The sequence below is a fragment of the Klebsiella sp. BIGb0149 genome, assembly GCF_004362605.1.
In the GTDB taxonomy this organism is placed as follows: Bacteria; Pseudomonadota; Gammaproteobacteria; order Enterobacterales; family Enterobacteriaceae; genus Klebsiella; species Klebsiella terrigena.
In genome coordinates, this window is sequence record NZ_SNYG01000002.1 from 1,047,202 (window position 1) to 1,067,554 (window position 20,353).

17 protein-coding genes and 1 pseudogene are annotated in these 20,353 nt (G+C 48.6%); 8 read left to right on the plus strand and 10 right to left on the minus strand.

The features are described from left to right. Window positions 1-64 precede the first annotated feature (64 nt). Window positions 65-662 (minus strand): annotated as a pseudogene (nudK, locus tag EDF75_RS11680) (GDP-mannose pyrophosphatase NudK). A gap of 57 nt (window positions 663-719) precedes the next feature. Further along, window positions 720-2,702 carry a formate-dependent uric acid utilization protein AegA gene (aegA, locus tag EDF75_RS11685; RefSeq protein WP_133599365.1) on the minus strand — a complete coding sequence of 661 codons (1,983 nt, stop codon included), beginning with the start codon at window positions 2,700-2,702 and terminating at the stop codon, window positions 720-722. 411 nt (window positions 2,703-3,113) lie between these two features. Here aegA and acrD point away from each other — a divergent pair, with 411 nt between their 5' ends. Next, window positions 3,114-6,227, plus strand: a complete 3,114-nt coding sequence (gene acrD, locus EDF75_RS11690) for a multidrug efflux RND transporter permease AcrD (protein WP_133599367.1) — start codon at window positions 3,114-3,116, stop codon at window positions 6,225-6,227. Window positions 6,228-6,362: 135 nt separating this feature from the next. Here the strand turns inward: acrD and ypfM are convergent, their stop codons facing one another. Both ypfM and EDF75_RS11700 read right to left on the minus strand, forming a co-directional pair. Further along, window positions 6,363-6,422: a protein YpfM gene (ypfM, locus tag EDF75_RS11695; RefSeq protein ID WP_115193902.1), complete on the minus strand. Its 60-nt coding sequence runs from the start codon at window positions 6,420-6,422 to the stop codon at window positions 6,363-6,365. A 571-nt stretch (window positions 6,423-6,993) separates the two neighbouring features. Further along, window positions 6,994-7,914, minus strand: a complete 921-nt coding sequence (locus EDF75_RS11700) for a S1 family peptidase (RefSeq protein ID WP_133599369.1) — start codon at window positions 7,912-7,914, stop codon at window positions 6,994-6,996. Window positions 7,915-8,305: 391 nt separating this feature from the next. On the opposite strand from EDF75_RS11700, the gene EDF75_RS11705 reads away from it, so the two are divergent. The 4 genes from EDF75_RS11705 to hsdR are packed head-to-tail and all read left to right on the plus strand — an operon-like array spanning window position 8,306 to window position 15,244. Continuing rightward, window positions 8,306-9,760, plus strand: a complete 1,455-nt coding sequence (locus tag EDF75_RS11705; protein WP_133599371.1) for a class I SAM-dependent DNA methyltransferase — start codon at window positions 8,306-8,308, stop codon at window positions 9,758-9,760. Then, complete coding sequence (locus tag EDF75_RS11710; protein WP_133599373.1) at window positions 9,757-10,962, plus strand: restriction endonuclease subunit S; 1,206 nt, start codon at window positions 9,757-9,759, stop codon at window positions 10,960-10,962. The genes EDF75_RS11705 and EDF75_RS11710 overlap by 4 nt, the downstream gene beginning before the upstream one ends. A gap of 9 nt (window positions 10,963-10,971) precedes the next feature. Beyond that, the gene (locus tag EDF75_RS11715) at window positions 10,972-12,825 is read left to right on the plus strand and encodes a DUF262 domain-containing protein (RefSeq protein ID WP_133599375.1); all 1,854 of its coding nucleotides are present in this window, start codon (window positions 10,972-10,974) and stop codon (window positions 12,823-12,825) included. Then, complete coding sequence (hsdR, locus tag EDF75_RS11720; RefSeq protein WP_133599377.1) at window positions 12,818-15,244, plus strand: EcoAI/FtnUII family type I restriction enzme subunit R; 2,427 nt, start codon at window positions 12,818-12,820, stop codon at window positions 15,242-15,244. Before EDF75_RS11715 ends, hsdR begins: the two co-directional genes overlap by 8 nt. A gap of 110 nt (window positions 15,245-15,354) precedes the next feature. Here the strand turns inward: hsdR and EDF75_RS11725 are convergent, their stop codons facing one another. The 5 genes from EDF75_RS11725 to radC all read right to left on the minus strand — a co-directional run bounded on the left by EDF75_RS11725 (window position 15,355) and on the right by radC (window position 17,906). Then, window positions 15,355-15,960 (minus strand): hypothetical protein, encoded by a 606-nt coding sequence (locus EDF75_RS11725; protein ID WP_133599379.1) that lies wholly within the window; start codon window positions 15,958-15,960, stop codon window positions 15,355-15,357. Further along, window positions 15,960-16,304, minus strand: a complete 345-nt coding sequence (locus tag EDF75_RS11730) for a hypothetical protein (RefSeq protein ID WP_133599381.1) — start codon at window positions 16,302-16,304, stop codon at window positions 15,960-15,962. Before EDF75_RS11730 ends, EDF75_RS11725 begins: the two co-directional genes overlap by 1 nt. Before the next feature lie 11 nt (window positions 16,305-16,315). Further along, window positions 16,316-16,864 (minus strand): recombinase family protein, encoded by a 549-nt coding sequence (locus EDF75_RS11735; protein WP_133599383.1) that lies wholly within the window; start codon window positions 16,862-16,864, stop codon window positions 16,316-16,318. Window positions 16,865-17,133: 269 nt separating this feature from the next. Next, window positions 17,134-17,478 (minus strand): DUF2787 family protein, encoded by a 345-nt coding sequence (locus tag EDF75_RS11740; protein ID WP_133599385.1) that lies wholly within the window; start codon window positions 17,476-17,478, stop codon window positions 17,134-17,136. Next, window positions 17,475-17,906 (minus strand): RadC family protein, encoded by a 432-nt coding sequence (radC, locus tag EDF75_RS11745; protein WP_133599386.1) that lies wholly within the window; start codon window positions 17,904-17,906, stop codon window positions 17,475-17,477. Before radC ends, EDF75_RS11740 begins: the two co-directional genes overlap by 4 nt. A gap of 285 nt (window positions 17,907-18,191) precedes the next feature. On the opposite strand from radC, the gene EDF75_RS27600 reads away from it, so the two are divergent. The 3 genes from EDF75_RS27600 to EDF75_RS11760 all read left to right on the plus strand — a co-directional run bounded on the left by EDF75_RS27600 (window position 18,192) and on the right by EDF75_RS11760 (window position 19,745). Further along, a complete protein-coding gene (locus EDF75_RS27600; protein WP_463671428.1) occupies window positions 18,192-18,401 on the plus strand; it encodes a GNAT family N-acetyltransferase in 210 nt (69 codons plus the stop codon). A 291-nt stretch (window positions 18,402-18,692) separates the two neighbouring features. Further along, a complete protein-coding gene (locus EDF75_RS11755) occupies window positions 18,693-19,139 on the plus strand; it encodes a hypothetical protein (protein ID WP_133599390.1) in 447 nt (148 codons plus the stop codon). Between the two features lie 3 nt (window positions 19,140-19,142). Next, entirely contained in the window at window positions 19,143-19,745 is a 603-nt protein-coding gene (locus tag EDF75_RS11760) for a hypothetical protein (RefSeq protein WP_133599392.1), read from the plus strand. 400 nt (window positions 19,746-20,145) lie between these two features. Here EDF75_RS11760 and EDF75_RS11765 read toward each other — a convergent pair. Next, on the minus strand, window positions 20,146-20,353 hold a 208-nt coding region (locus EDF75_RS11765; protein WP_133599394.1), incomplete at its 5' end, for an integrase core domain-containing protein.

Below are 20,353 nucleotides of genomic sequence, written 5' to 3' on the forward strand. Positions count from 1 at the left end.
GTGGTACAACCCCGGAAGATAGCGCGAAAAACAGCCGCTATCTTCCCCAGCGATACGCCTTTACTCAATCGGATTTATCAGAGATCCCCGGCCATCAGCCCCGAAGCGTGCAAATATTGCAGCAGGATAACCGCTTTTCCGTCGCGGATCTCGCCGCCGGCCACCATCGCAAGCGCCTGGCTGAATGGCAGCTCCAGGACCTCAATCTCCTCATCATCCACCCCGCCGCCGCCGTTTTTACGCTGAGCATCGCTGTATTCGGCGATAAAGAAATGGATAAGCTCGGTGACGCCGCCGGGAGACATATACAGTTCGAACAGCTTGCGAACCTCACCCACCTCGTAGCCGGTCTCCTCGATCGCCTCTTTGCGAATGCAGGCTTCCGGCTCGTCGTTATCCAGCAGCCCGGCGCAGGTCTCGATGAGCATGCCGTCTTCGTTACCGTTCACCCAGGTGGCGACGCGGAACTGGCGCACCAGCACCACGCTTTGCTTGCGCCGGTTGTAGAGCAGAACCGTTGCGCCGTTGCCGCGATCGTAAACCTCGCGCTTGTGTCGCACCACGCTGCCGTCGCCGCGCGTCAGCTCGTAGGTCATGTTGCGCAAAACGAACCAGTTTTCAGAGAGGATTTTATCTTTAATGACGTTGATATTGAGTGGCATACGGCCCCGCAGCAGAGAATGACGCAGTCATACTACGCCGCGGAGCGCGCTTTGTCGTTAGCAGGGCGGAATCGATTTTAGACCGAGGAAATCGACGATCCCCCGTGCGGCATGGCGGCCCTCCGCCATCGCCGTCACCACCAGGTCGGCTCCGCGAACCGCATCCCCGCCGGCGAAAATCTGCGGATGGCTGGTCTGATAGCGGTAGCGGCTTTCAACGTGCGCGCGGATCCGCCCGCGGCCGTCCAGCTGCACGCCGACGGACTCCAGCCACGGCATGCCGTGCGGGTGAAAGCCAAAGGCCATAATCACCGCATCCGCCGGCATCACGAATTCGCTGCCCGCGATCGGCGACGGCGCGCGGCGCCCCTGCGCGTCCGGTTCGCCGAGCCGGGTTCGCAGGAAGCGCACCCCATTGACCCGGCCGTTGGCATCCAGCTCCAGGGTCACCGGCTGAACGTTGAATTCAAATACCGCCCCCTCTTCGCGGGCATTTTTGACCTCTTTTTTCGACCCCGGCATATTGGCCTCGTCCCGGCGATAGGCGCAGGTGACCCGCTTCGCGCCCTGACGCAGCGCGGTGCGCACGCAGTCCATCGCCGTATCGCCGCCGCCCAGCACCACCACCTCCAGCCCGTGGGTATCGATATAGGGCTCCGTCGCCAGCTCGCTCAGCCCCATCACCTGCTTAGTGTTGGCAATCAGAAACGGCAGCGCGTCGTACACCCCGGGAGCCTCCTCATTCGGCAAATCAGCCTTCATCGAGCGATAGGTCCCGGCGCCGATAAACACCGCGTCGTAGTCGTCCAGCAGCGCGTTGAGGGGAAGATCTTTGCCTACCTCGCAGTTCAGCTCAAAGCGCACGCCCATTGCGCTAAAGATCTCCCGCCGCCGGGAGAGCAGCGATTTGTCCAGCTTAAAGGCGGGAATACCGAAGGTGAGCAGGCCGCCGATTTCCGGGTGCCGGTCAAACACCACCGGCTGCACGCCGTTACGTACCAGCAGGTCCGCGCAGGCGAGGCCGGCCGGGCCGGCGCCGACAATCGCCACCTTTTTACCGCTGGCAACCACCCGCGACAGATCCGGCCGCCAGCCGCCCGCCAGCGCCTGGTCCGAAATATAGCGTTCGATATTGCCGATGGTGACCGCACCATGTTCATCATGCAGCGTGCAGGCCCCCTCGCACAGGCGATCCTGCGGACAGACGCGGCCGGTGATTTCCGGCAGGCAGTTGGTCTGGTGGGAAAGCTCAACGGCGGCGGCGATATCCCCGGCCTTAACCTTTTCAATCCACTGCGGGATGTGGTTGTGCAGCGGGCAGGTCCATTCGCAGATGCTGTGCTCGCCGCACTTCAGGCAGCGCTGAGCCTCCTGCTGCGCGTGGGCCGCAGAAAGCGGCAGGTAGATTTCAGAAAAATGCGTTTTACGCAGCGCCGGCGCGAGCCTCTCGGCCTCCGCGCGCGGCGGCGTTGCCGCCATCTGCTCGACCTTCTCATTACGCTCTGCCGGCATGAGCTCTGCAGGATGGCTGTGCCACGGCTGCGCCTCCATGCGGGCCGCCCGCAGGCGTCGTCGTTTCGCCAGGCCGAGCAGCGTCTCTTCATCGGCCAGCTGTAGCGCCTGAGCCGGACAGTTTTGCACGCAGGCCGGACCCGCTTCGCGCTCTCGACACAGATCGCACTTGTGCGCGGTGGCCTTTACTTTTCCCGCCGCCAGCGGCGTAAGCACTATTTGCATTACCCCAAACGGGCAGGCCACCATGCAGGATTTACAGCCGATACATTTTTCCTGGCGCACCTGTACGCTACCGTCAACCCGGCTTATCGCGCCGTTCGGACAGCTGCGGGCGCAGGGCGCGCCTTCACAATGGTGACACGTTATGGGGTTACATTTTTGCTCGCCTTTGATGAGCACAATCCGTGGCAAAAAACGCCGTTCGGTCAGGACGTGCTGCTCATCGTTATGCGCCATGACGCAGGCCACTTCGCAGGCCCGGCATCCGATGCATTTGTGACTATCGCTCAAAATAAAGTGGTTCATGGCATCCTTCCGTCTTCCCGGTAAATAACCATGCGGTTAGCATAGCTATTAATTACCCGACAAGGTGGGACGGAAACAATGTTCATTTGCCCAGGATAGCGCTTATCTGGCGATAATCCGTTTTGGATCAAATTTTTTGACTTAAATGAAATGATGTTTTACTTACTTAACAGAGGCTAAGGCCCGGCATAAAAGCGATAAAAGATGTTTACTTCCGGCAGCAATTGCGAAAGGGTAACGCCATGAAGCGACCTTCAGTAAAGGGGCAGGACACTTCTTTACCATGCCGTAAAAGGCACACGATAAATTACACTATCTCCTTAATTTCTCCACGATTGCCTGCAGGCTTACCGCTAGAGTGTCACAAGCTGTGCAATAACAAAAAATGTACAAAATGAGGTCCTAATTCTGATGGCGAATTTCTTTATCGATCGCCCCATTTTTGCGTGGGTACTGGCTATTCTTTTATGCCTGACCGGAACGCTCGCGATTTTATCGCTTCCCGTTGAGCAATATCCCGAGCTGGCGCCGCCGAACGTGAGGATCACCGCCAACTACCCCGGCGCCTCCGCGCAAACGCTGGAGAATACCGTCACCCAGGTTATCGAGCAGAATATGACCGGCCTCGATAACCTGATGTACATGTCATCTCAGAGCAGCGCCACCGGCCAGGCGACGGTCACCCTGAGCTTTACCGCCGGAACCGACCCCGATGAAGCGGTGCAGCAGGTGCAAAACCAGCTGCAGTCGGCGATGCGTAAGCTGCCGCAGGCGGTGCAGAATCAGGGCGTCACGGTGCGTAAGACCGGTGATACCAACATTCTGACCCTCGCTTTTGTCTCCACCGACGGCAGCATGGACAAGCAGGATATTGCCGACTACGTCGCCAGTAACGTCCAGGACCCCCTAAGCCGCGTCAACGGCGTCGGCGATATCGATGCCTATGGCTCCCAGTACTCAATGCGTATCTGGCTCGATCCGGCGAAGCTCAACAGCTACCAGATGACGGCGAAAGACGTCACAGACGCCATCGAATCGCAGAACGCCCAGATTGCCGTAGGCCAGCTGGGCGGCACGCCGTCGGTTGATAAGCAGGCGCTTAACGCCACCATCAACGCCCAGTCGCTGCTGCAGACGCCGGATCAGTTCCGCGATATTACGCTGCGCGTTAATCAGGATGGCTCGGAAGTGACGCTCGGCGACGTTGCCAGCGTTGAGATGGGGGCCGAAAAGTACGATTACCTCAGCCGCTATAACCGCCAGGCGGCATCAGGGCTGGGTATTAAGCTCGCCTCCGGCGCCAACGAAATGGCCACCGCCGAGCGGGTCATCACCCGCCTGAACGAGCTTTCTCAATATTTCCCCCACGGCCTGGAGTATAAAATCGCCTACGAGACCACCTCGTTCGTTAAGGCGTCGATTACCGACGTGGTGAAAACGCTGATTGAAGCGATCGCCCTGGTGTTCCTGGTGATGTACCTGTTCCTGCAAAACTTCCGCGCCACCCTGATCCCGACCATTGCCGTCCCGGTCGTCTTAATGGGCACCTTCGCGGTGCTCTATACCTGCGGCTACAGCATCAACACCCTGACGATGTTTGCCATGGTGCTGGCGATCGGCCTGCTGGTGGATGACGCCATCGTGGTGGTGGAGAACGTCGAACGTATCATGAGCGAGGAGGGACTTTCGCCCCGGGAGGCGACCCGCAAATCGATGGGTCAAATCCAGGGCGCGCTGGTGGGTATCGCCATGGTGCTGTCGGCGGTGTTTATCCCGATGGCCTTCTTCGGCGGCACCACCGGCGCCATTTACCGTCAGTTCTCAATCACCATTGTGTCCGCGATGGTGCTGTCGGTTCTGGTAGCGATGATCCTCACCCCGGCGCTGTGCGCCACCCTGCTCAAGCCGATTCAGAAAGGCGAACTGCACGGTCAGAAAGGCTTCTTTGGCTGGTTTAACCGCATGTTTGACCGCAACGCCAGCCGCTACGAATCATCGGTCGGGAAAATTCTGCACCGTTCGCTGCGCTGGATAATGATCTACGTCCTGCTGCTGGGCGGGATGGTGTTCCTGTTTATGCACCTGCCGACCTCGTTCCTGCCGCAGGAAGATCGCGGGATGTTCACCACCTCGGTGCAGCTGCCCGCCGGCTCTACGCAGCAGCAGACGCTGAAGGTGGTGCAGGAGGCCGAAGACTACTTCCTTAAGAACGAGAAGACCAACGTCGAATCGGTGTTCGCTACCATCGGCTCCGGCCCGGGCGGCAACGGCCAGAACGTGGCGCGAATGTTCGTACGCCTGAAGGACTGGGACCAGAGGGACCCCACCAGCGGCTCCGCCTTTGCCATTATCGAACGGGCAACCAAAGCCTTTAACAAGATTAAAGAGGCGCGCGTCTTTGCCAGCAGCCCTCCGGCCATCAGCGGGCTGGGCAGCTCCGCCGGCTTCGATATGGAGCTTGAGGACCACGCCGGCAACGGCCACGACGCGCTGATGGCCGCCCGCGACTCCCTGCTGGAGCTGGCCGCCAACAATCCTCAGCTGACCCGCGTGCGCCACAACGGCCTTGACGATAGCCCGCAGCTGCAGGTGGATATCGATCAGCGCAAGGCGCAGGCGCTGGGGATATCGATAGATGACATCAACGATACGCTGCAAACCGCCTGGGGCTCGAGCTACGTGAACGACTTTATGGATCGCGGCCGCGTGAAAAAAGTCTACGTCCAGGCGGCGGCAAAATATCGCATGCTGCCGGACGACATCAATCAGTGGTACGTGCGCAACAGCAGCGGCACGATGGTTCCCTTCTCGGCCTTTGCCAGCTCGCGCTGGGAAACCGGCTCGCCGCGCCTGGAACGCTATAACGGCTACTCGGCGGTCGAAATCGTCGGCGAAGCCGCGCCGGGCGTCAGTACCGGTACGGCGATGACGATTATGGAAGAGCTGGCGCAGCAGCTGCCGAACGGCTTCGGCCTCGAGTGGACGGCGATGTCCTACCAGGAGCGCTTATCCGGCGCCCAGGCCCCGGCGCTGTACGCGATCTCTCTGCTGGTGGTCTTCCTGTGCCTGGCGGCGCTGTATGAGAGCTGGTCGGTTCCGTTCTCCGTGATGCTGGTGGTGCCGCTGGGAGTCATCGGCGCCCTGCTGGCAACCTGGATGCGCGGTCTTGAGAACGATGTTTACTTCCAGGTCGGGCTGCTGACGGTTATCGGCCTGTCGGCAAAGAACGCCATCCTGATCGTCGAGTTTGCCAACGAGCTCAATGAAAAAGGCGAGGATCTGCTGGTTGCGACGCTTTCGGCCTGCCGTCAGCGCCTGCGGCCGATTCTGATGACCTCGCTGGCCTTTATTTTCGGCGTGCTGCCGATGGCGACCAGCACCGGCGCGGGTTCGGGTAGCCAGCACGCGGTCGGCACCGGGGTGATGGGCGGCATGATCTCCGCCACCATTCTCGCTATTTTCTTCGTACCGCTGTTCTTTGTGCTGGTGCGTCGCCGCTTCCCGCTGAAAGAGCGGCCGCAATAACCTGCGTCCATCGCGAGGATCTCTCGTGGAGATGGAATAACAAAAAAGGCGACCACAGGGGTCGCCTTTTTTATGTGTTCAGATCCACTGCATCGTTATTTTCGCAGTCAGATTACCCTGCTCACATTGCGGAATTTATTTACGAAGCATGCCTTCGATAAAATCTTTCCAGTTCCCTAGTTCATGATCAATCATAATAGCCTCTCTTATTATTATGGGTGATTTTATGTAAATTCATCAGTAATGGGAAGTCGCCTGCCCCTATTGCTTTGATTGCCTGATGGCCACTGTCAGGATAGCTATCGCTGATTTGCCGTTACTATGGCCCCGCCACCGTCAATTTAATGTGATAGACAGCAACATTTTGCAACATTAGGCTCGTTCTTATGGGTTGACCGTCTACGGCAGAAAGGACCAGGATTTCAGCACGCGAGCGCCGTCACAATCCTGCGGCAAGAGATGAATATTTAACCAACATATAAGCATGGTTATATATTCCCGGCAAAAAATTACATTTATTAAACCGATTAACGTATTATTCCCTATTGGCTTATATATCCCCGAAATAACTCAAGTTTCAGGATGCTAACGGACAGGCCGCCGGGTGCGTCGCGAGTATATTCGGAAAAATCTGCGTTCCGCGCTTAATTGAATGAAAAAGGTTTCATTATGCTGACCATGTACGGGATAAAAAACTGCGAGCAGTTTTTATTACAAGTGCCTTAATGAAGTGAATCAGATAGCTTAGTCCACTTTCAAAAATGAGTTAGCCAAGGACACCACAGCACCTTTTGAACTTCTGTCCACTTCCACAGGGACAAGGAGCATTTCGCGACATCTTCGGAACCAGCTGAAGGGCTTGTTTTACGGCATCTTCAAGAACCAGAAGCTCACTTGCCTGAATTACGTACCCAAGGTTATTAGGGATACTTCCTACTGATATCTGTTTCGTATCAGTAGGAACATCAACAACAACAATTTCCCCGCTAGTCGTATGCTGAGGGCCCGCATATAGCGTACCAAGTAATGCAATTCTAGTTCCTGCACACAATGCACCATCTGGGCTAACATAACTCCCAATATTTGCCAAAAAAACAGGTGACCCCGAAGACCCTGGGAAGCAAGCCGCATCAATGAGAAATTCAGGTTTTCCATTCAGCTTCAGCTTGGGATGAGTGGCCGTAATCCCCTTTCTGATGATTGGCAGATTATGAAGTTGATCCCATAACCCGTTCGGATAACCAATCATTACGATCTCCTCCATTGGGGGAAGTGACTCTAAAAGCTCGCTGCTCGCTAACATCTGTTTACCAAGAGGTACAAAGTGATAGGCTCGTCCTTCTTTACTTGCACTGTTCAAGATTGGCCCAATAGGAAAAGCGACCAGATCGATTGCAGCTATCGGGTGGGGGATGCAATATTTTTCCAATTCGTCGAGAACAACAGCTTCATGCATCGCCAGTGCTGGGGTACCGTCTTCATTTTTTAATGTTAAATGGAAAACCCCACGAATCGCACCTTCGGTAACATGTTTGTTTGTTACTACACAAGGAATTGCCGTTTCCTCTGTCTCGCAAAACATGAATATGTAGCCGGAACCTGATGAGATTCTGTTTTGTGAATCTGTACATTCAATGCGTACCGTACTATGCACAAGTTGCGTAATGGGATGGATGAACTCAGACATTGATAAAGGCACCTCAAAAACTTACCTGCCAAGTGTAAAGGGACAACTCTGTATTGAACGAGATGTGAAACATCTAATAGGATACTGATTATATTATGTTTTTTAAACTCTTTTTTAGCTTTATTGCTTCCAGGCATTATCGCCGTACAAAACTGAGTACGATGCCTTTCTGATGCCTAGCTCACCAACTTTGTTGTTGGCGCCGCAAGTTGGGTAGGGGTCTGTCTAATTTCTCCCATATCACTCATGTACATCCAATAATACTTCAAAATAACCCAATGCCTGTTTATAGCGACTTCTGTAAGCGATAGAATAGTAGCCAACTCAATCTATTAGCTGTAAGTGCCTGTCACGGCAGATCCTTACTCAGTGAATTACTCGGATACCATTCATGTTTGATCAAGCCTTTAAAAATATTGACGATGCCCTGCACAAAGAGTCTGGCTGTAGTTCAGAACTGGATTATACCGAACAGACCTCATGGTTACTGTTTCTCAAGTATCTCGATGGACTTGAACAGGACAAAGAAAATGAAGCCCTGCTGGAAGGCAAAACCTACACACCAATCCTATCACCGCGCTATCGCTGGTCCCGCTGGGCCGCTCCTAAGGGTGCGGATGGAAAGATTGACCACAATGTTGCTTTAACAGGCGATGACCTGATTGAATTCGTAGACAAAGATTTGTTTGGCTATCTCGAGGGTTTCAAGCAAAGAGCCAGTGGCCCGGATACCATTGAATACAAGATTGGGGAGATCTTCGGCGAGATTAGAAACAAAATCCGTAGCGGATACACCTTACGAGATATCATCGATTACATCGACGAGTTACGTTTTCGCTCGCAGGTTGAGAAGCATGAACTCTCAGCGCTCTATGAAGAAAAGATCAAGCGGATGGGAAACGCCGGACGTAACGGCGGTGAATACTACACACCTCGCCCACTGATTCGTGCAATGATCCAGGTAGTCAAGCCATGCATTGGCGAGCGTATTTACGATGGGGCTTGTGGCTCGGCGGGCTTCTTATGCGAAGCCCACGATTACTTGTCAGCAAACCCAAATCTCACTACCGCCGATTTCGATACATTGCAAACTCGGACATTCTACGGCAAGGAGAAGAAAAGCCTCGCCTACGTTATTGCCATTATGAACCTGATTCTGCATGGAATCGAAGCGCCTAACATCCAACATACTAATACTCTGGCCGAGAATTTGGCGGATATTCAGGAAAAAGAACGGATGGAAGTAATTCTCGCCAATCCGCCATTCGGGGGCAAGGAACGCAAAGAGGTACAACAGAACTTCCCGATCCGTACCGGCGAAACGGCATTTCTATTTTTGCAACACTTTATCAAGATGCTAAAAGTGGGTGGTCGTGCCGCCATTGTTATCAAGAACACCTTTCTTTCCAACTCAGACAATGCTTCAGTGGCACTACGTAAATTACTTCTGGAGAGCTGCAACCTACATACCGTGCTGGATTGCCCTAGTGGTACCTTCCAAGGTGCAGGAGTGAAAACCGTGGTGCTATTTTTCGACAAAGGCACTACGACTAACAAAGTTTGGTTCTATCAGCTTGAGCCAGGGCGTAATTTGGGCAAAACCAATCCGTTGAATGATGAAGATCTAACGGAATTTGTGGCTTTTCAAGCACGATTTGCTGACTCAGACAAAAGCTGGAGTCTAAATATATCTGATATCAACAGCAGCAATTATGATTTGACGGTGAAGAACCCAAATGGTGCGGAAGAACTCGTACACCGCTCACCTCAGGAAATCATAGATGAAATAGCGATACTCGATGCGAAGAGTGCAAAATTATTAGCCAGCATTCGGGGGTTGGTATGAATCATACAGCTCTACCACTTAGTTCACTTTTCCAGATTGGTTCTAGCAAACGAGTATTGAAGTCCCAATGGAAAGAATGTGGAATTCCATTCTATCGCGGTCGAGAAGTGACACGTTTAGCATTAGATGGATCGGTCGATAACGAGCTTTTTATTTCCGAAGAACATTACAAGGAACTTTCTGCCAAATCCGGAGTACCTGAAGCAGGGGATATTATCATCACAGCGATTGGTACCATCGGTAATTCGTATATTGTTCAACCAAATGATCGGTTTTACTTTAAGGATGCCAGTATTCTTTGGATGAAGAGAAAAAGTGAGGTTAGTAGCCAATTTGTAAATTTATGGCTGAAATCACCACAATTTTTCGAGCAATTGGATCGTGGAAATGGTGCAACTGTGGATACTCTGACAATTCAGAAACTCCAGCAGATTAAGATTAACCTTCCAACTCTATTCGAACAGCAACGTATTGTTAGCCTGTTAGAACAAGCATTTGAGGGAATAGCAGCAGCCAGAGCCAACACTGAGAAAAATCGCCAGAATTCGCTAACCCTTTTTGAAAGTTATCTTCATGGCATTTTTAGTCAGAAAGGGAATGGATGGGTGGTAAAACCTCTTGCTGATTTATGCGATCCTGCAAGAGTAATTACTTACGGTGTCATCAAGCTTGGAGATGAAACCCCACATGGCGTGCCCTGCCTACGAACAAGTAATGTTCGTAGGCTTAATATCGAAACACGAGGAATAAAGCGAATAGCTGCAAAACTTTCGGCGGATTACTCACGAACCATACTTAAGGGTGGCGAGGTCCTAGTAAACGTTCGAGGTACCCTTGGTGGAGTTGCTGTTGTCGAACAGACAATGGCAGGTTGGAATATTTCGCGAGAGGTTGCCATGGTTCCAGTAGACCCTCTTCAGATGAATCCAAACTTCCTGAGTTACCTAATTGGGTCAGGTGTTAGCCAGCAGTGGCTCGGAGGAGTGAAGAAAGGGGCTGCATACGTAGGAATTAATCTGGAAGATTTGCGCCTATTACCTGTGATTGTTCCGCCTTTAGATGAGCAAATGAAGATTGTTTCATACCTTGATCAACGGAAAGCAGAAACCAAACACCTTAGTTCCCTCAACCAACGAAAGATAGACGCATTGGATGAGCTGAAACAATCTCTTCTACACCAAGCATTCAGTGGAAAGCTATAAGGATAAAGCATGAGCAAAGACGACCACAAGATTGATGCAGATGACCGTTGCGTGTTTGAAGTATTGAACGAGCGAAAATACACGGTTGATTACTTCCAGCGCGAATACAGTTGGGAAAAAAAGCATATTGAGCAACTGGTGACCGATCTGAGCTCTGCTTTTCTTGCCGCCTATGAGGATGGTGATGCGAGATCTGAGGTCGAACATTATAATAATTATTACCTTGGTCCATTTGTCGTTGCCAGTAAAGATGGGGCTCGCAGCATTATTGATGGACAACAACGGCTGACATCACTCACGCTCCTACTGATTTATCTAAACAATTTGCAAAAGCAGAACGGTGGAAAAGAGTCTATCGAGCCGATGATTTTCTCCGAGAAATACGGCGAAAAGTCTTTCAACATTCAGGTTGAAGAGCGTAAACGCTGTCTGGAAAAATTGTTTCAGGAAGGTCATTACGAAGTCCGAGAAGGTGATGATGAATCTACTTTCAATATGGTGGAACGCTACTGCGATATCGAATTGGCTTTCCCTGAAGAGATAAAAGCTACAGCGTTTCCTTATTTTTTAGACTGGTTGAAATACAACGTGATTTTGGTCGAAATCACGGCCTATTCTGACGAAAATGCATATACAATTTTCGAGTCGATGAATGATCGTGGCTTGAATCTAACTGCCACTGAAATGTTAAAGAGCTACATTTTATCCCGTTTGCCCGATCAAAAAAGCCGTGATAAAGCCAACTCTTTCTGGAAAGAGTCGATCCAGAACTTGCATCTAGAAAGTAAAGAGGAAGACCTCCGTTTCATCCAAGCTTGGTTTCGTAGTCAATACGCAGATACGATCAGACAGAGCAAAGCTGGCTCATCAAATGAAGATTTCGAGAAAATAGGCACACGCTTCCATAATTGGTTTCGCGACAACATAGGTAAAGCCAAGTTAAAAGCCAACTCGGTGGAAGACTTCCAAAAATTCGTTCACATTGAAATGGCGTTCTATTTGGATGCATATTTGAAGATATTAGAAGCGCAAAATGAAGAAAAGCTTGGTTGGGAACAAGTTTTCTACCACTACAACTGGGGTATTGCCGACTCATTAAGCTTACCATTAATGTTGGCTCCACTCCGCTCGTCGGACAACGGAGAAACGGTAAGGCTCAAAATAAATCTAGTAGCGAAATTTCTAGAAACCTTTTCCGTACGGCGAGCCATCAACTTTAGAAACTTTGGTGCCAGTTCGATTCGCTACACGATGTACTCGCTAGTTAAGGACATTCGTGGCAAAAGTATTGAAGAGTTGCATTCAGTCTTAGGTAATAAGATTGAAGAGATGCAAGAACAATGGGAAGGTATGGCTCATTTTCGGTTACACGGCCAGAATCGCTATTTCGTTAAGTTCCTTCTTTCACGCGTGACTGCATATATCGAGTCACACTCAGGTCTTAAAAGTAATTTCTCGACTTACTTTATTCAAGCTGAAAACTCAAAACCTTACGAAGTCGAGCACATTTGGGCCGATAAGTTTGAAGATCATTTCGACGAGTTTGATCAGAAACATGAATTCGACACTTATCGAAACCGGATAGGAGACCTACTCCTCTTACCTCGTGGCACTAATCAATCTTACGGAGCCATGTCTTATGATGAGAAAGTCCCACACTATCTGAAAGAAAATCTGCTGGCAAAATCGTTGCATCCACAAGCTTACATAAACAATCCGAATTTTTTATCTATGGCAGAAAACCAAAAACTCAAATTTCAATCACATGAAAAATTCCGAAAAGCTGATATAGATGAACGCCAATGGTTAATCCAGAAAATTTGCGAACAGATTTGGGCATGGGAGAATAAAAGTTATGAATGAAGCCGAAACAAGAGCCGAACATATCGATCCCATGCTGGCTGCTGCTGGTTGGGGTAGCTTCCCTGGAAGCCGTATTCGCCGAGAATACCTCATCACCCTAGGGCGACTAGAAGGTAATGGCAAACGTGGTAAAGCGCTCTCCGCCGATTATGTACTGGAATACAGAAATACTAAGCTAGCTGTAATCGAGGCCAAAGCCTGGGACAAGCCGCTCACATCCGGGGTAGCACAGGCTAAAGATTACGCGAACAAACTTACCCTCCGCTATGCCTATTCCAGTAATGGTCAAGGTATCTATGCCATCGATATGGAAACAGGTAAGGAGGAAACAGTCCTCAGTTTCCCTACTCCAGATGAGCTATGGCAAGCCACTTTTATGCTGCAAAACCAGTGGTGGGATCGATTCACTGCCGTGCCCTTTGAAGATAAGGGTGGCTATTGGCAGGGGCGTTACTATCAAGACATTGCTATCGAGCGGGTGTTAAGAGCCCTAGCTGAAGGACAAGATAGGATCTTACTCACCCTGGCTACAGGCACGGGCAAGACATTTATCGCATTTCAACTTGCCTGGAAGCTATTCCATAGTCGCTGGAACCTCAATGACTGGAAACAAGAGGAAGAACCAACTCGCCGTCCACGTATTCTATTTCTGGCTGATCGTAATATTCTTGCTAACCAAGCGTTCAACGACTTCTCTGCCTTCCCTGAAGATGCTTTAGTACGAATCTCCCCTGATGAGATAAAAAAGAAAGGGAAAGCACCGAAGAATGGAAATATTTTCTTCACTATTTTCCAAACTTTCATGACTGGCACAAATGCCGAGGGCAAACCATCCCCGGTGTTTGGTGACTACCCGCCAGATTTCTTCGACCTTATTATTATTGATGAATGTCATCGAGGTGGTGCCAATGATGAGAGTAACTGGCGAGACATTCTCAACTACTTTAAACCAGCAGTACAACTTGGATTGACTGCGACCCCAAAACGCAAAGATAACGTTGATACCTATGTTTATTTTGGCAGCCCCGTTTATACCTATTCACTCAAAGAAGGAATCAACGATGGCTTCCTAACGCCATTTAGGGTGCGCCAGCACGCCACTACTTTGGATGAATATATCTATACATCCGATGATCAAGTCGTTGAAGGTGAAGTGGAGCGGGGCCGGGTATACACTGAGAAGGATTTCAATCGCGTTATCGAAATTACACCCCGAGAAAGTAAGCGAATCGAAATATTCATGCAGGAGATCGATCAGAGCCAGAAGACGATAGTATTCTGTGTTACCCAAGAGCATGCATTGGCTGTTCGCGACCTTATTAATCAGGTTAAAAAAAGCAGCAATCCAAATTATTGCCATCGAGTTACTGCTGATGATGCAGCACTAGGCGAACAATGGCTACGAGAGTTTCAGGATAACGAGAAATCGATCCCGACAATACTGACTACTTCACAGAAATTGTCTACCGGGGTAAATGCACGCAATGTGCGTAATATTGTTCTTATGCGCCCAATTAATTCAATGATTGAATTTAAGCAAATCATTGGCCGTGGAACTCGTCTATATGATGGCAAACACTACTTTACTATCCATGACTTTGTGAAGGCCCATCACCACTTTAGCGATGCAGAATGGGACGGTGAACCTTTGACTCCCGAAGAGTGTGAAGTCTGTAGTACCAGTCCCTGCTCATGCGAAAAACCCGTTGCAAAGATATGTGCAGTATGTAACCAACGCCCATGTGAATGCCTAAAGGAGCCGACGCCCGAGGATCAATGTCAATTGTGCGGTAATAAACCTTGTAGCTGCAACAAGAAGGCAAAAATCAAAATCGAATTGGCAGACGGCAAGGCCCGCAAAATACAGCATATGAGTGCAACCAGCTTCTGGCACCCGGATGGTACCCCAATGTCAGCCACGGAGTTTATGGGAAACCTGTTTGGCAAACTCCCAGAGTTTTTCAAGGATGAGGATGAACTCCGCACTATCTGGAGTGAGCCGAGTACGCGTAAGAAACTGCTCGATGGCTTGGCAGAAAAGGGATTTGGCGCTGATCAATTGACTGAGATGCAGAAAGTTCTTGAGGCTGAGGAAAGTGACCTATTTGATGTCTTGGCGTATGTAGCTTATGCCAGCGAACCATTAACCAGGCAAGAGCGAGCCATCCGAGCCGAAACAATTATCGGCAATGCATTTGACAGCAAGCAACATGCTTTCCTCAGTTTTGTGCTAGGCCATTATGTTAAGGAAGGGGTAACTGAGCTAGATGAGACCAAACTTGGACCACTACTCAAACTCAAATATAACAATGCCCTAGCCGATGCATTTGCCGAACTAGGCTCGGCGGATGTGGTAAGAGAGACTTTCATTGGCTTCCAGAAGTACCTCTACCAAGGCAGTAGCAGGGAAATGTTGTAAGTGTGTTGATTGCAGAATCGAAGGCAAGACTTTATGTTCATCCAAATTGAATCATAGATGAACAATAAATCATCTTCGCACTTCGATTCTGTCCTTATCACTATTTCAAATTACCGCTCAACTTTTTGGTAGATCATACTGTTCATAACGAAACTGCCGCTCAGAGCCGCCATCAATATGAATAAACCTGTTCCTCCATTTAGCACAACGACAAACTGCCATACATCAAACGGAGATGGCCTACCTATGCTTGCTACTACAAAAGCTGGTATCAGCAATACCGCAGCAAAGGACGCTGTGACAGTTTTACTTTTAAGCCATTTGAGCCTGTGCATGAAAATGAACATTCCGTTTCCGACAAATACTGGCCCGAATATGCTGTAGATTACCTGATAGTCGGTTTTCCAGTTCCAGAATCCGTAGACAAGGAGACCAATACCAATAATGAACATTGTAGTGGATGCTAGTTTATATACAGTGCCTGGTTTATCTGGTGAATGGCTGCATTTATTTGCAATAGCGAATGCACCGCATGCACCAATAAAGCCACTGAGAATAAGTATAATTCGGGGAAACATGACCTGTAAGCCGAAACTGTAACCTTCGTCAGTAGTCCAGACCTGATAGCCCACGATACCTTTAGCGTAACCGATGGAAGCTAGGGCAAGCACTACGGCCAGTATTGACAGGACTTCGGGGCGATTTTTAAATACCATTATCTGACTCCTTTACATGTATTAAGCTCGCCGTGTGGACCTATCTGCAATTCAAAGTGATTTAGCTTACTGCCATTCATAAACATGACTTTTGCCAGTGCTAACCCATCATAGAAGGTCATAATCGAATATTTATCGACAACATCTGCTTTGTGTAAATGTATTTTTCGCTCGCCACTTGGTGTGTTAATGTCGATAAATCCTTGCTCATCAGCATAATGAATATCAGCGGTTATGCTCTTCTCACAGATTAACGTTATATCCATTACTTTACTTTCTGCTCTTGCGGGGAAACAGACGACTATAACAAGCGATAGCACTGTTATTAGTGAAACGTGATTCATTTTGTATTCCTTTAACTTGATTTGTTTCTGACTATTCGATAAATACTGGTGATACCTATTCCCAACTGGCGTGAAATTGCGGGCTTACTCAGTCCTTGATCCAGCATATCCAGAACTTCCTGTGATTTGCTACGAGCAGTGGCCTTTCTGCCCTTGTACTTACCTTTTAGTTTTGCCAGCGCTATCCCCTCAGCTTGACGCTCCAGAATCATTTCTCTTTCGAACGTGGCGATTGCCCCTATCATAGTCAGCATGAGTTTTCCGGTCGGAGTGACTGTATTGATGCCAATGTTAAGAATGCTCAACGCCACCCCTTTTTTCTGGAGGTACTCAGATATTTCCAGCAGGTGGCGAGTGTTACGGGCGAGACGATAAAGTTTCGTTACCTGTACAGTGTCCCCCTCACGGACAAATTCCAGCATTGCCAATAACTGAGGGCGGTCATCCTTAGCCCCACTGATTATTTCTTTAAAGATTTTTTCACAGCCGGATAAGGCTGAAATTTGTACATCCAAACTTTGCCCTGTGGTGGATACTCGGGCGTAGCCAACAATAGCCATATGAACCCCTTACCCTGCCAATAGGTATGCTACGGTGCACAAAACCTGCCAAAATCCGAAACCTGCATCGTGGCAGGGTTTCATGAGGCATTGCACCGTTGTTATGCTGGCAGATCTTTAGGGTATACCTGGCGGCAGGGGTCTATTAGTGAGAGGAAATTAGAAGAAATCTTCGTCGGGTGCATAGTGTGTAGCCATTCCCCGGAAGAAGACGGTTGCAAAAGTCGTTAAGGCCATAATCAAAGCTTCGACGAGTAACGCTTTCCAGTTCATGATTTGACCTCATAGATGCCTGCCCGATAGTAGGTTATGAAGTTTTGCTGCCATAGCAGGAACAGCTCACGGTAACTCCGGATGTCGGTATATCTTCCATAAGCCTGAAAACCGATACCCTGACCAAAGTCGAAATCCAATGACTTTTCCTGTTCGTAGCCGAAGTAGGAATACTCGGTAACGTAGTCCAGCGTATCACGGACCAGACGGATCTCAACCGGGCAGTAACCTCCCTCTGACGAATAATCCGGTGAACGGAAGTTGAGGATGCACTCCCCGGGTTTACGGTTCTTTTCCATTATCGCGATGAAACCACGCTGTAACGGCAGTATGCAGTTCATAGCCAGCCCCTTTCGGCAAACGATACGGTCCGACCGCCACCGACAACAACGTGATCCAGCACACGAACGTCTATCAGTTCCATCGTGTTCTTTATCCGTTCGGTAATGGCTTTGTCAGCCGCTGATGGCTCAGGATGACCCGAAGGATGGTTATGGGAGCAGATAATCGCAGCAGCGTTCAGACGAAGCGCTAAGCGGGCTATTTCACGTGGGTAGACGCTGGTGGAAGCGATACTTCCGTAGAACATTTCCTTGTAGTGAAGAACCTGATTAAGGTTATCCAGAAAGATGACCGCGAAGACTTCCTGCTCACGGTCGCCAAGCTGGAGGGCGAGATAGCTTTCAGTTTCTTTGGGGGACCCCAAGGACTCATTACGGTGCAGTCTTGCTGTCAACAGCTCACGGGCCTGATTGATAATATCGTGCATAGTAATCTCCTGTAGTTGTATGCACGTTTCTTGTACCGGGGAAAGCGTTCAATATTGAATTACAGCGAGGGTATAAGAGATATAAAAGCAGACCGGCAGTGTTACTTTTGTTACCGAGCCAAATAGGGAATCGTAACAGTAAGAACGTTGATGTGACGGCGTGTGACCGTTGTTACTACCGTTACCATGGAAAAATTCATTTCTGGAGCTCTTCATTTCAGAGCGCTGTAACAAGTTGCTGGGCATCATCGGGGTCAGTTGTAGTACTTTACCCAAAACATCCATATCGCCACTACCTGGGGAATGTATGTCCGTACTGAGATGAGGAGATCAGGGCTTCCATCAGCCCTTATCAAAGCGGCTCTGAAGGTGGCAACTTCAGCCAAAACAGTGAAGCTTTCAGGCGTGACTACTAATCACGCAACATATGCACTTTACCGCTCGCATGGTTTCACTGAGCGAGCGACTGATACCGCGGAATGGCGCATTCTATGATGAGTTTATAGTGAGGCGAGAGCAGTAACTAATTGTTATTAAAGTGCGTACAACCAGATATCCAAGTGATTATCTTGTTATTGGTTTTTGCCCGTTTCAGGTAATTATCGCAGAGTTCGTTATTTATGCTTATGATGTGAGTGTTCAGGCAGGCTGTGTTCATTCAGACTTGGCAACTCCGCTCCGTACCAGAAGCAGATGCTATTGGAAAAAAATAAATATTGACAATTAGAAAAAAACCGGAAAAATCCATGATCGATGTCATATAATCTAAGAGAATAGGAGCGATTTATGTCAAATAGTTTATTATTAGTGGAATATGACCAATCTTTAGATGGTAAATTATTAGAAAATACTGCTCACATCATTGAAAAGGCTTTTATTGACCAAAGACTTTTAAAAGAAATAAGAGATACTTGGGATTTCAATCTTACTGTTATGTATGAAGAGGAAGGGAGTGATGAACAAATAGAAATTGAGAGCTTAGGGGATGACGCGATTAATGATATTTATGATTATTTTTTTGAAGCTTTCAAGCGATTGATAATAAAAGAGAATGAAAAAATCACACTCTCCTCCAAGGATAAGTTAACAGATATTAGTGCGGATAATAAAAATCTTGACTTCACTTTTAATGATATTGAAAAATTTAAAACGCTAGCAAATCTAATATCAATCCTGAAATTAAAAATTGACAATTATCAAGGCGTGAAAAACGTCTTTTTAAAGGTGGGTTAACCAATGTCTAAAAAAAACAAGGGTAGAATTGGTGAAACCAGAGTTATTCGCGTTATCACTGATATCATGGATGTCGAAGGTGATGTTGACTTCACTCGACATACTAACACAAATACTGCGGATAGTGGTGCAGATATAGTTCTTGAACATCCACAAGGTTTTATGGATAAACTAGAGAGAATATCTACTAATCCAGATACTGAATCCAAAACCCCTGATAGTATTTCTCCAGAAAGTACTGTACTTACAAATTCACCGCCAAGTGAAGTTATAACTAAGACAGAAAAAACAAGAATTGATGTAAAAAATACTGATAGAAAGCTTGGCAAGGATACAATAATTAAGTTTGGTGGTGATATAAGAAAAAACCCTGACTGTAAGAATCATGTTCTAATGGGGGGTAGTGATCTTACCAAAGGAGCCAAGGATGAGCTTACTAGTCTTCAATCTGCTCACTCACAATCAGGAAAGAAAATCCTCCACATAACGAATACAGGATTGGTAAACATTGAAAATCATTATAAGTCTTTGAATGCTCCTGAAACTGATAGCAACCCAGAACCATCTGAAACCGAGAGTAGCCCAAAACCATCAGAAACTGAGTAGCTGTTATTAACAGTACTAGCTCGGTGGTGATATCAATATGTTGATTGCCAGATCCAATTACCGCTACAACATCAGGCAAGGCAAGCTCTGAACTTTATGAACGAAATATAAAGTCATCAACAAATTGTCATCACCACCGCAGGCCACTATACAGCTTTAATGAAAAGCAATTAATATAGTTTTGTGTAACTTTCACAGGTGCCATTTTTTTTAACGACATCTCTTTTGTTCATCATATGATGACGCATCGTTCACAATTTTGAACTTCTACTTCTCACTCAATAGCAGACGTCATGCCTCTTGGACCTGTCCGCCTCGTGCCAAATATAGTCATCTGCGTCCTGAGAATTACACTTTTAACTGATTCAGGGTGACCTGCCCCCAGTATTAAACACAATCGTCAGTTAGTAATGTCGGTTTGTTTACCTTCAATTTTTCCATTTCGCCAGCCCGTTGCAAATTCCGCTGGCGTCCGATAATTCAGTGAGGAATGAGGCCGGCACTCGTTATAGCCCTGCCGCCAGTCGTTAATGATTTTCCTGGCGTGAACGATATCGCTGAACCAGTGCTCGTTCAGACACTCATCCCGAAATCGACCATTAAAGCTT

What these genes read in the sequence shown, in the direction of transcription:
- EDF75_RS11705 (WP_133599371.1), top strand. Translation starts at nt 8,306, where the DNA reads ATGTTTGATCAAGCCTTTAAAAATATTGACGATGCCCTGCACAAAGAG.
- EDF75_RS11740 (WP_133599385.1), bottom strand. Translation starts at nt 17,478, where the DNA reads ATGAACTGCATACTGCCGTTACAGCGTGGTTTCATCGCGATAATGGAA.
- EDF75_RS11700 (WP_133599369.1), bottom strand. Translation starts at nt 7,914, where the DNA reads ATGTCTGAGTTCATCCATCCCATTACGCAACTTGTGCATAGTACGGTA.
- EDF75_RS11735 (WP_133599383.1), bottom strand. Translation starts at nt 16,864, where the DNA reads ATGGCTATTGTTGGCTACGCCCGAGTATCCACCACAGGGCAAAGTTTG.
- EDF75_RS11760 (WP_133599392.1), top strand. Translation starts at nt 19,143, where the DNA reads ATGTCTAAAAAAAACAAGGGTAGAATTGGTGAAACCAGAGTTATTCGC.
- EDF75_RS11725 (WP_133599379.1), bottom strand. Translation starts at nt 15,960, where the DNA reads ATGGTATTTAAAAATCGCCCCGAAGTCCTGTCAATACTGGCCGTAGTG.
- aegA (WP_133599365.1), bottom strand. Translation starts at nt 2,702, where the DNA reads ATGAACCACTTTATTTTGAGCGATAGTCACAAATGCATCGGATGCCGG.
- EDF75_RS11755 (WP_133599390.1), top strand. Translation starts at nt 18,693, where the DNA reads ATGTCAAATAGTTTATTATTAGTGGAATATGACCAATCTTTAGATGGT.
- radC (WP_133599386.1), bottom strand. Translation starts at nt 17,906, where the DNA reads ATGCACGATATTATCAATCAGGCCCGTGAGCTGTTGACAGCAAGACTG.
- hsdR (WP_133599377.1), top strand. Translation starts at nt 12,818, where the DNA reads ATGAATGAAGCCGAAACAAGAGCCGAACATATCGATCCCATGCTGGCT.
- acrD (WP_133599367.1), top strand. Translation starts at nt 3,114, where the DNA reads ATGGCGAATTTCTTTATCGATCGCCCCATTTTTGCGTGGGTACTGGCT.
- EDF75_RS11730 (WP_133599381.1), bottom strand. Translation starts at nt 16,304, where the DNA reads ATGAATCACGTTTCACTAATAACAGTGCTATCGCTTGTTATAGTCGTC.
- EDF75_RS11715 (WP_133599375.1), top strand. Translation starts at nt 10,972, where the DNA reads ATGAGCAAAGACGACCACAAGATTGATGCAGATGACCGTTGCGTGTTT.
- EDF75_RS11710 (WP_133599373.1), top strand. Translation starts at nt 9,757, where the DNA reads ATGAATCATACAGCTCTACCACTTAGTTCACTTTTCCAGATTGGTTCT.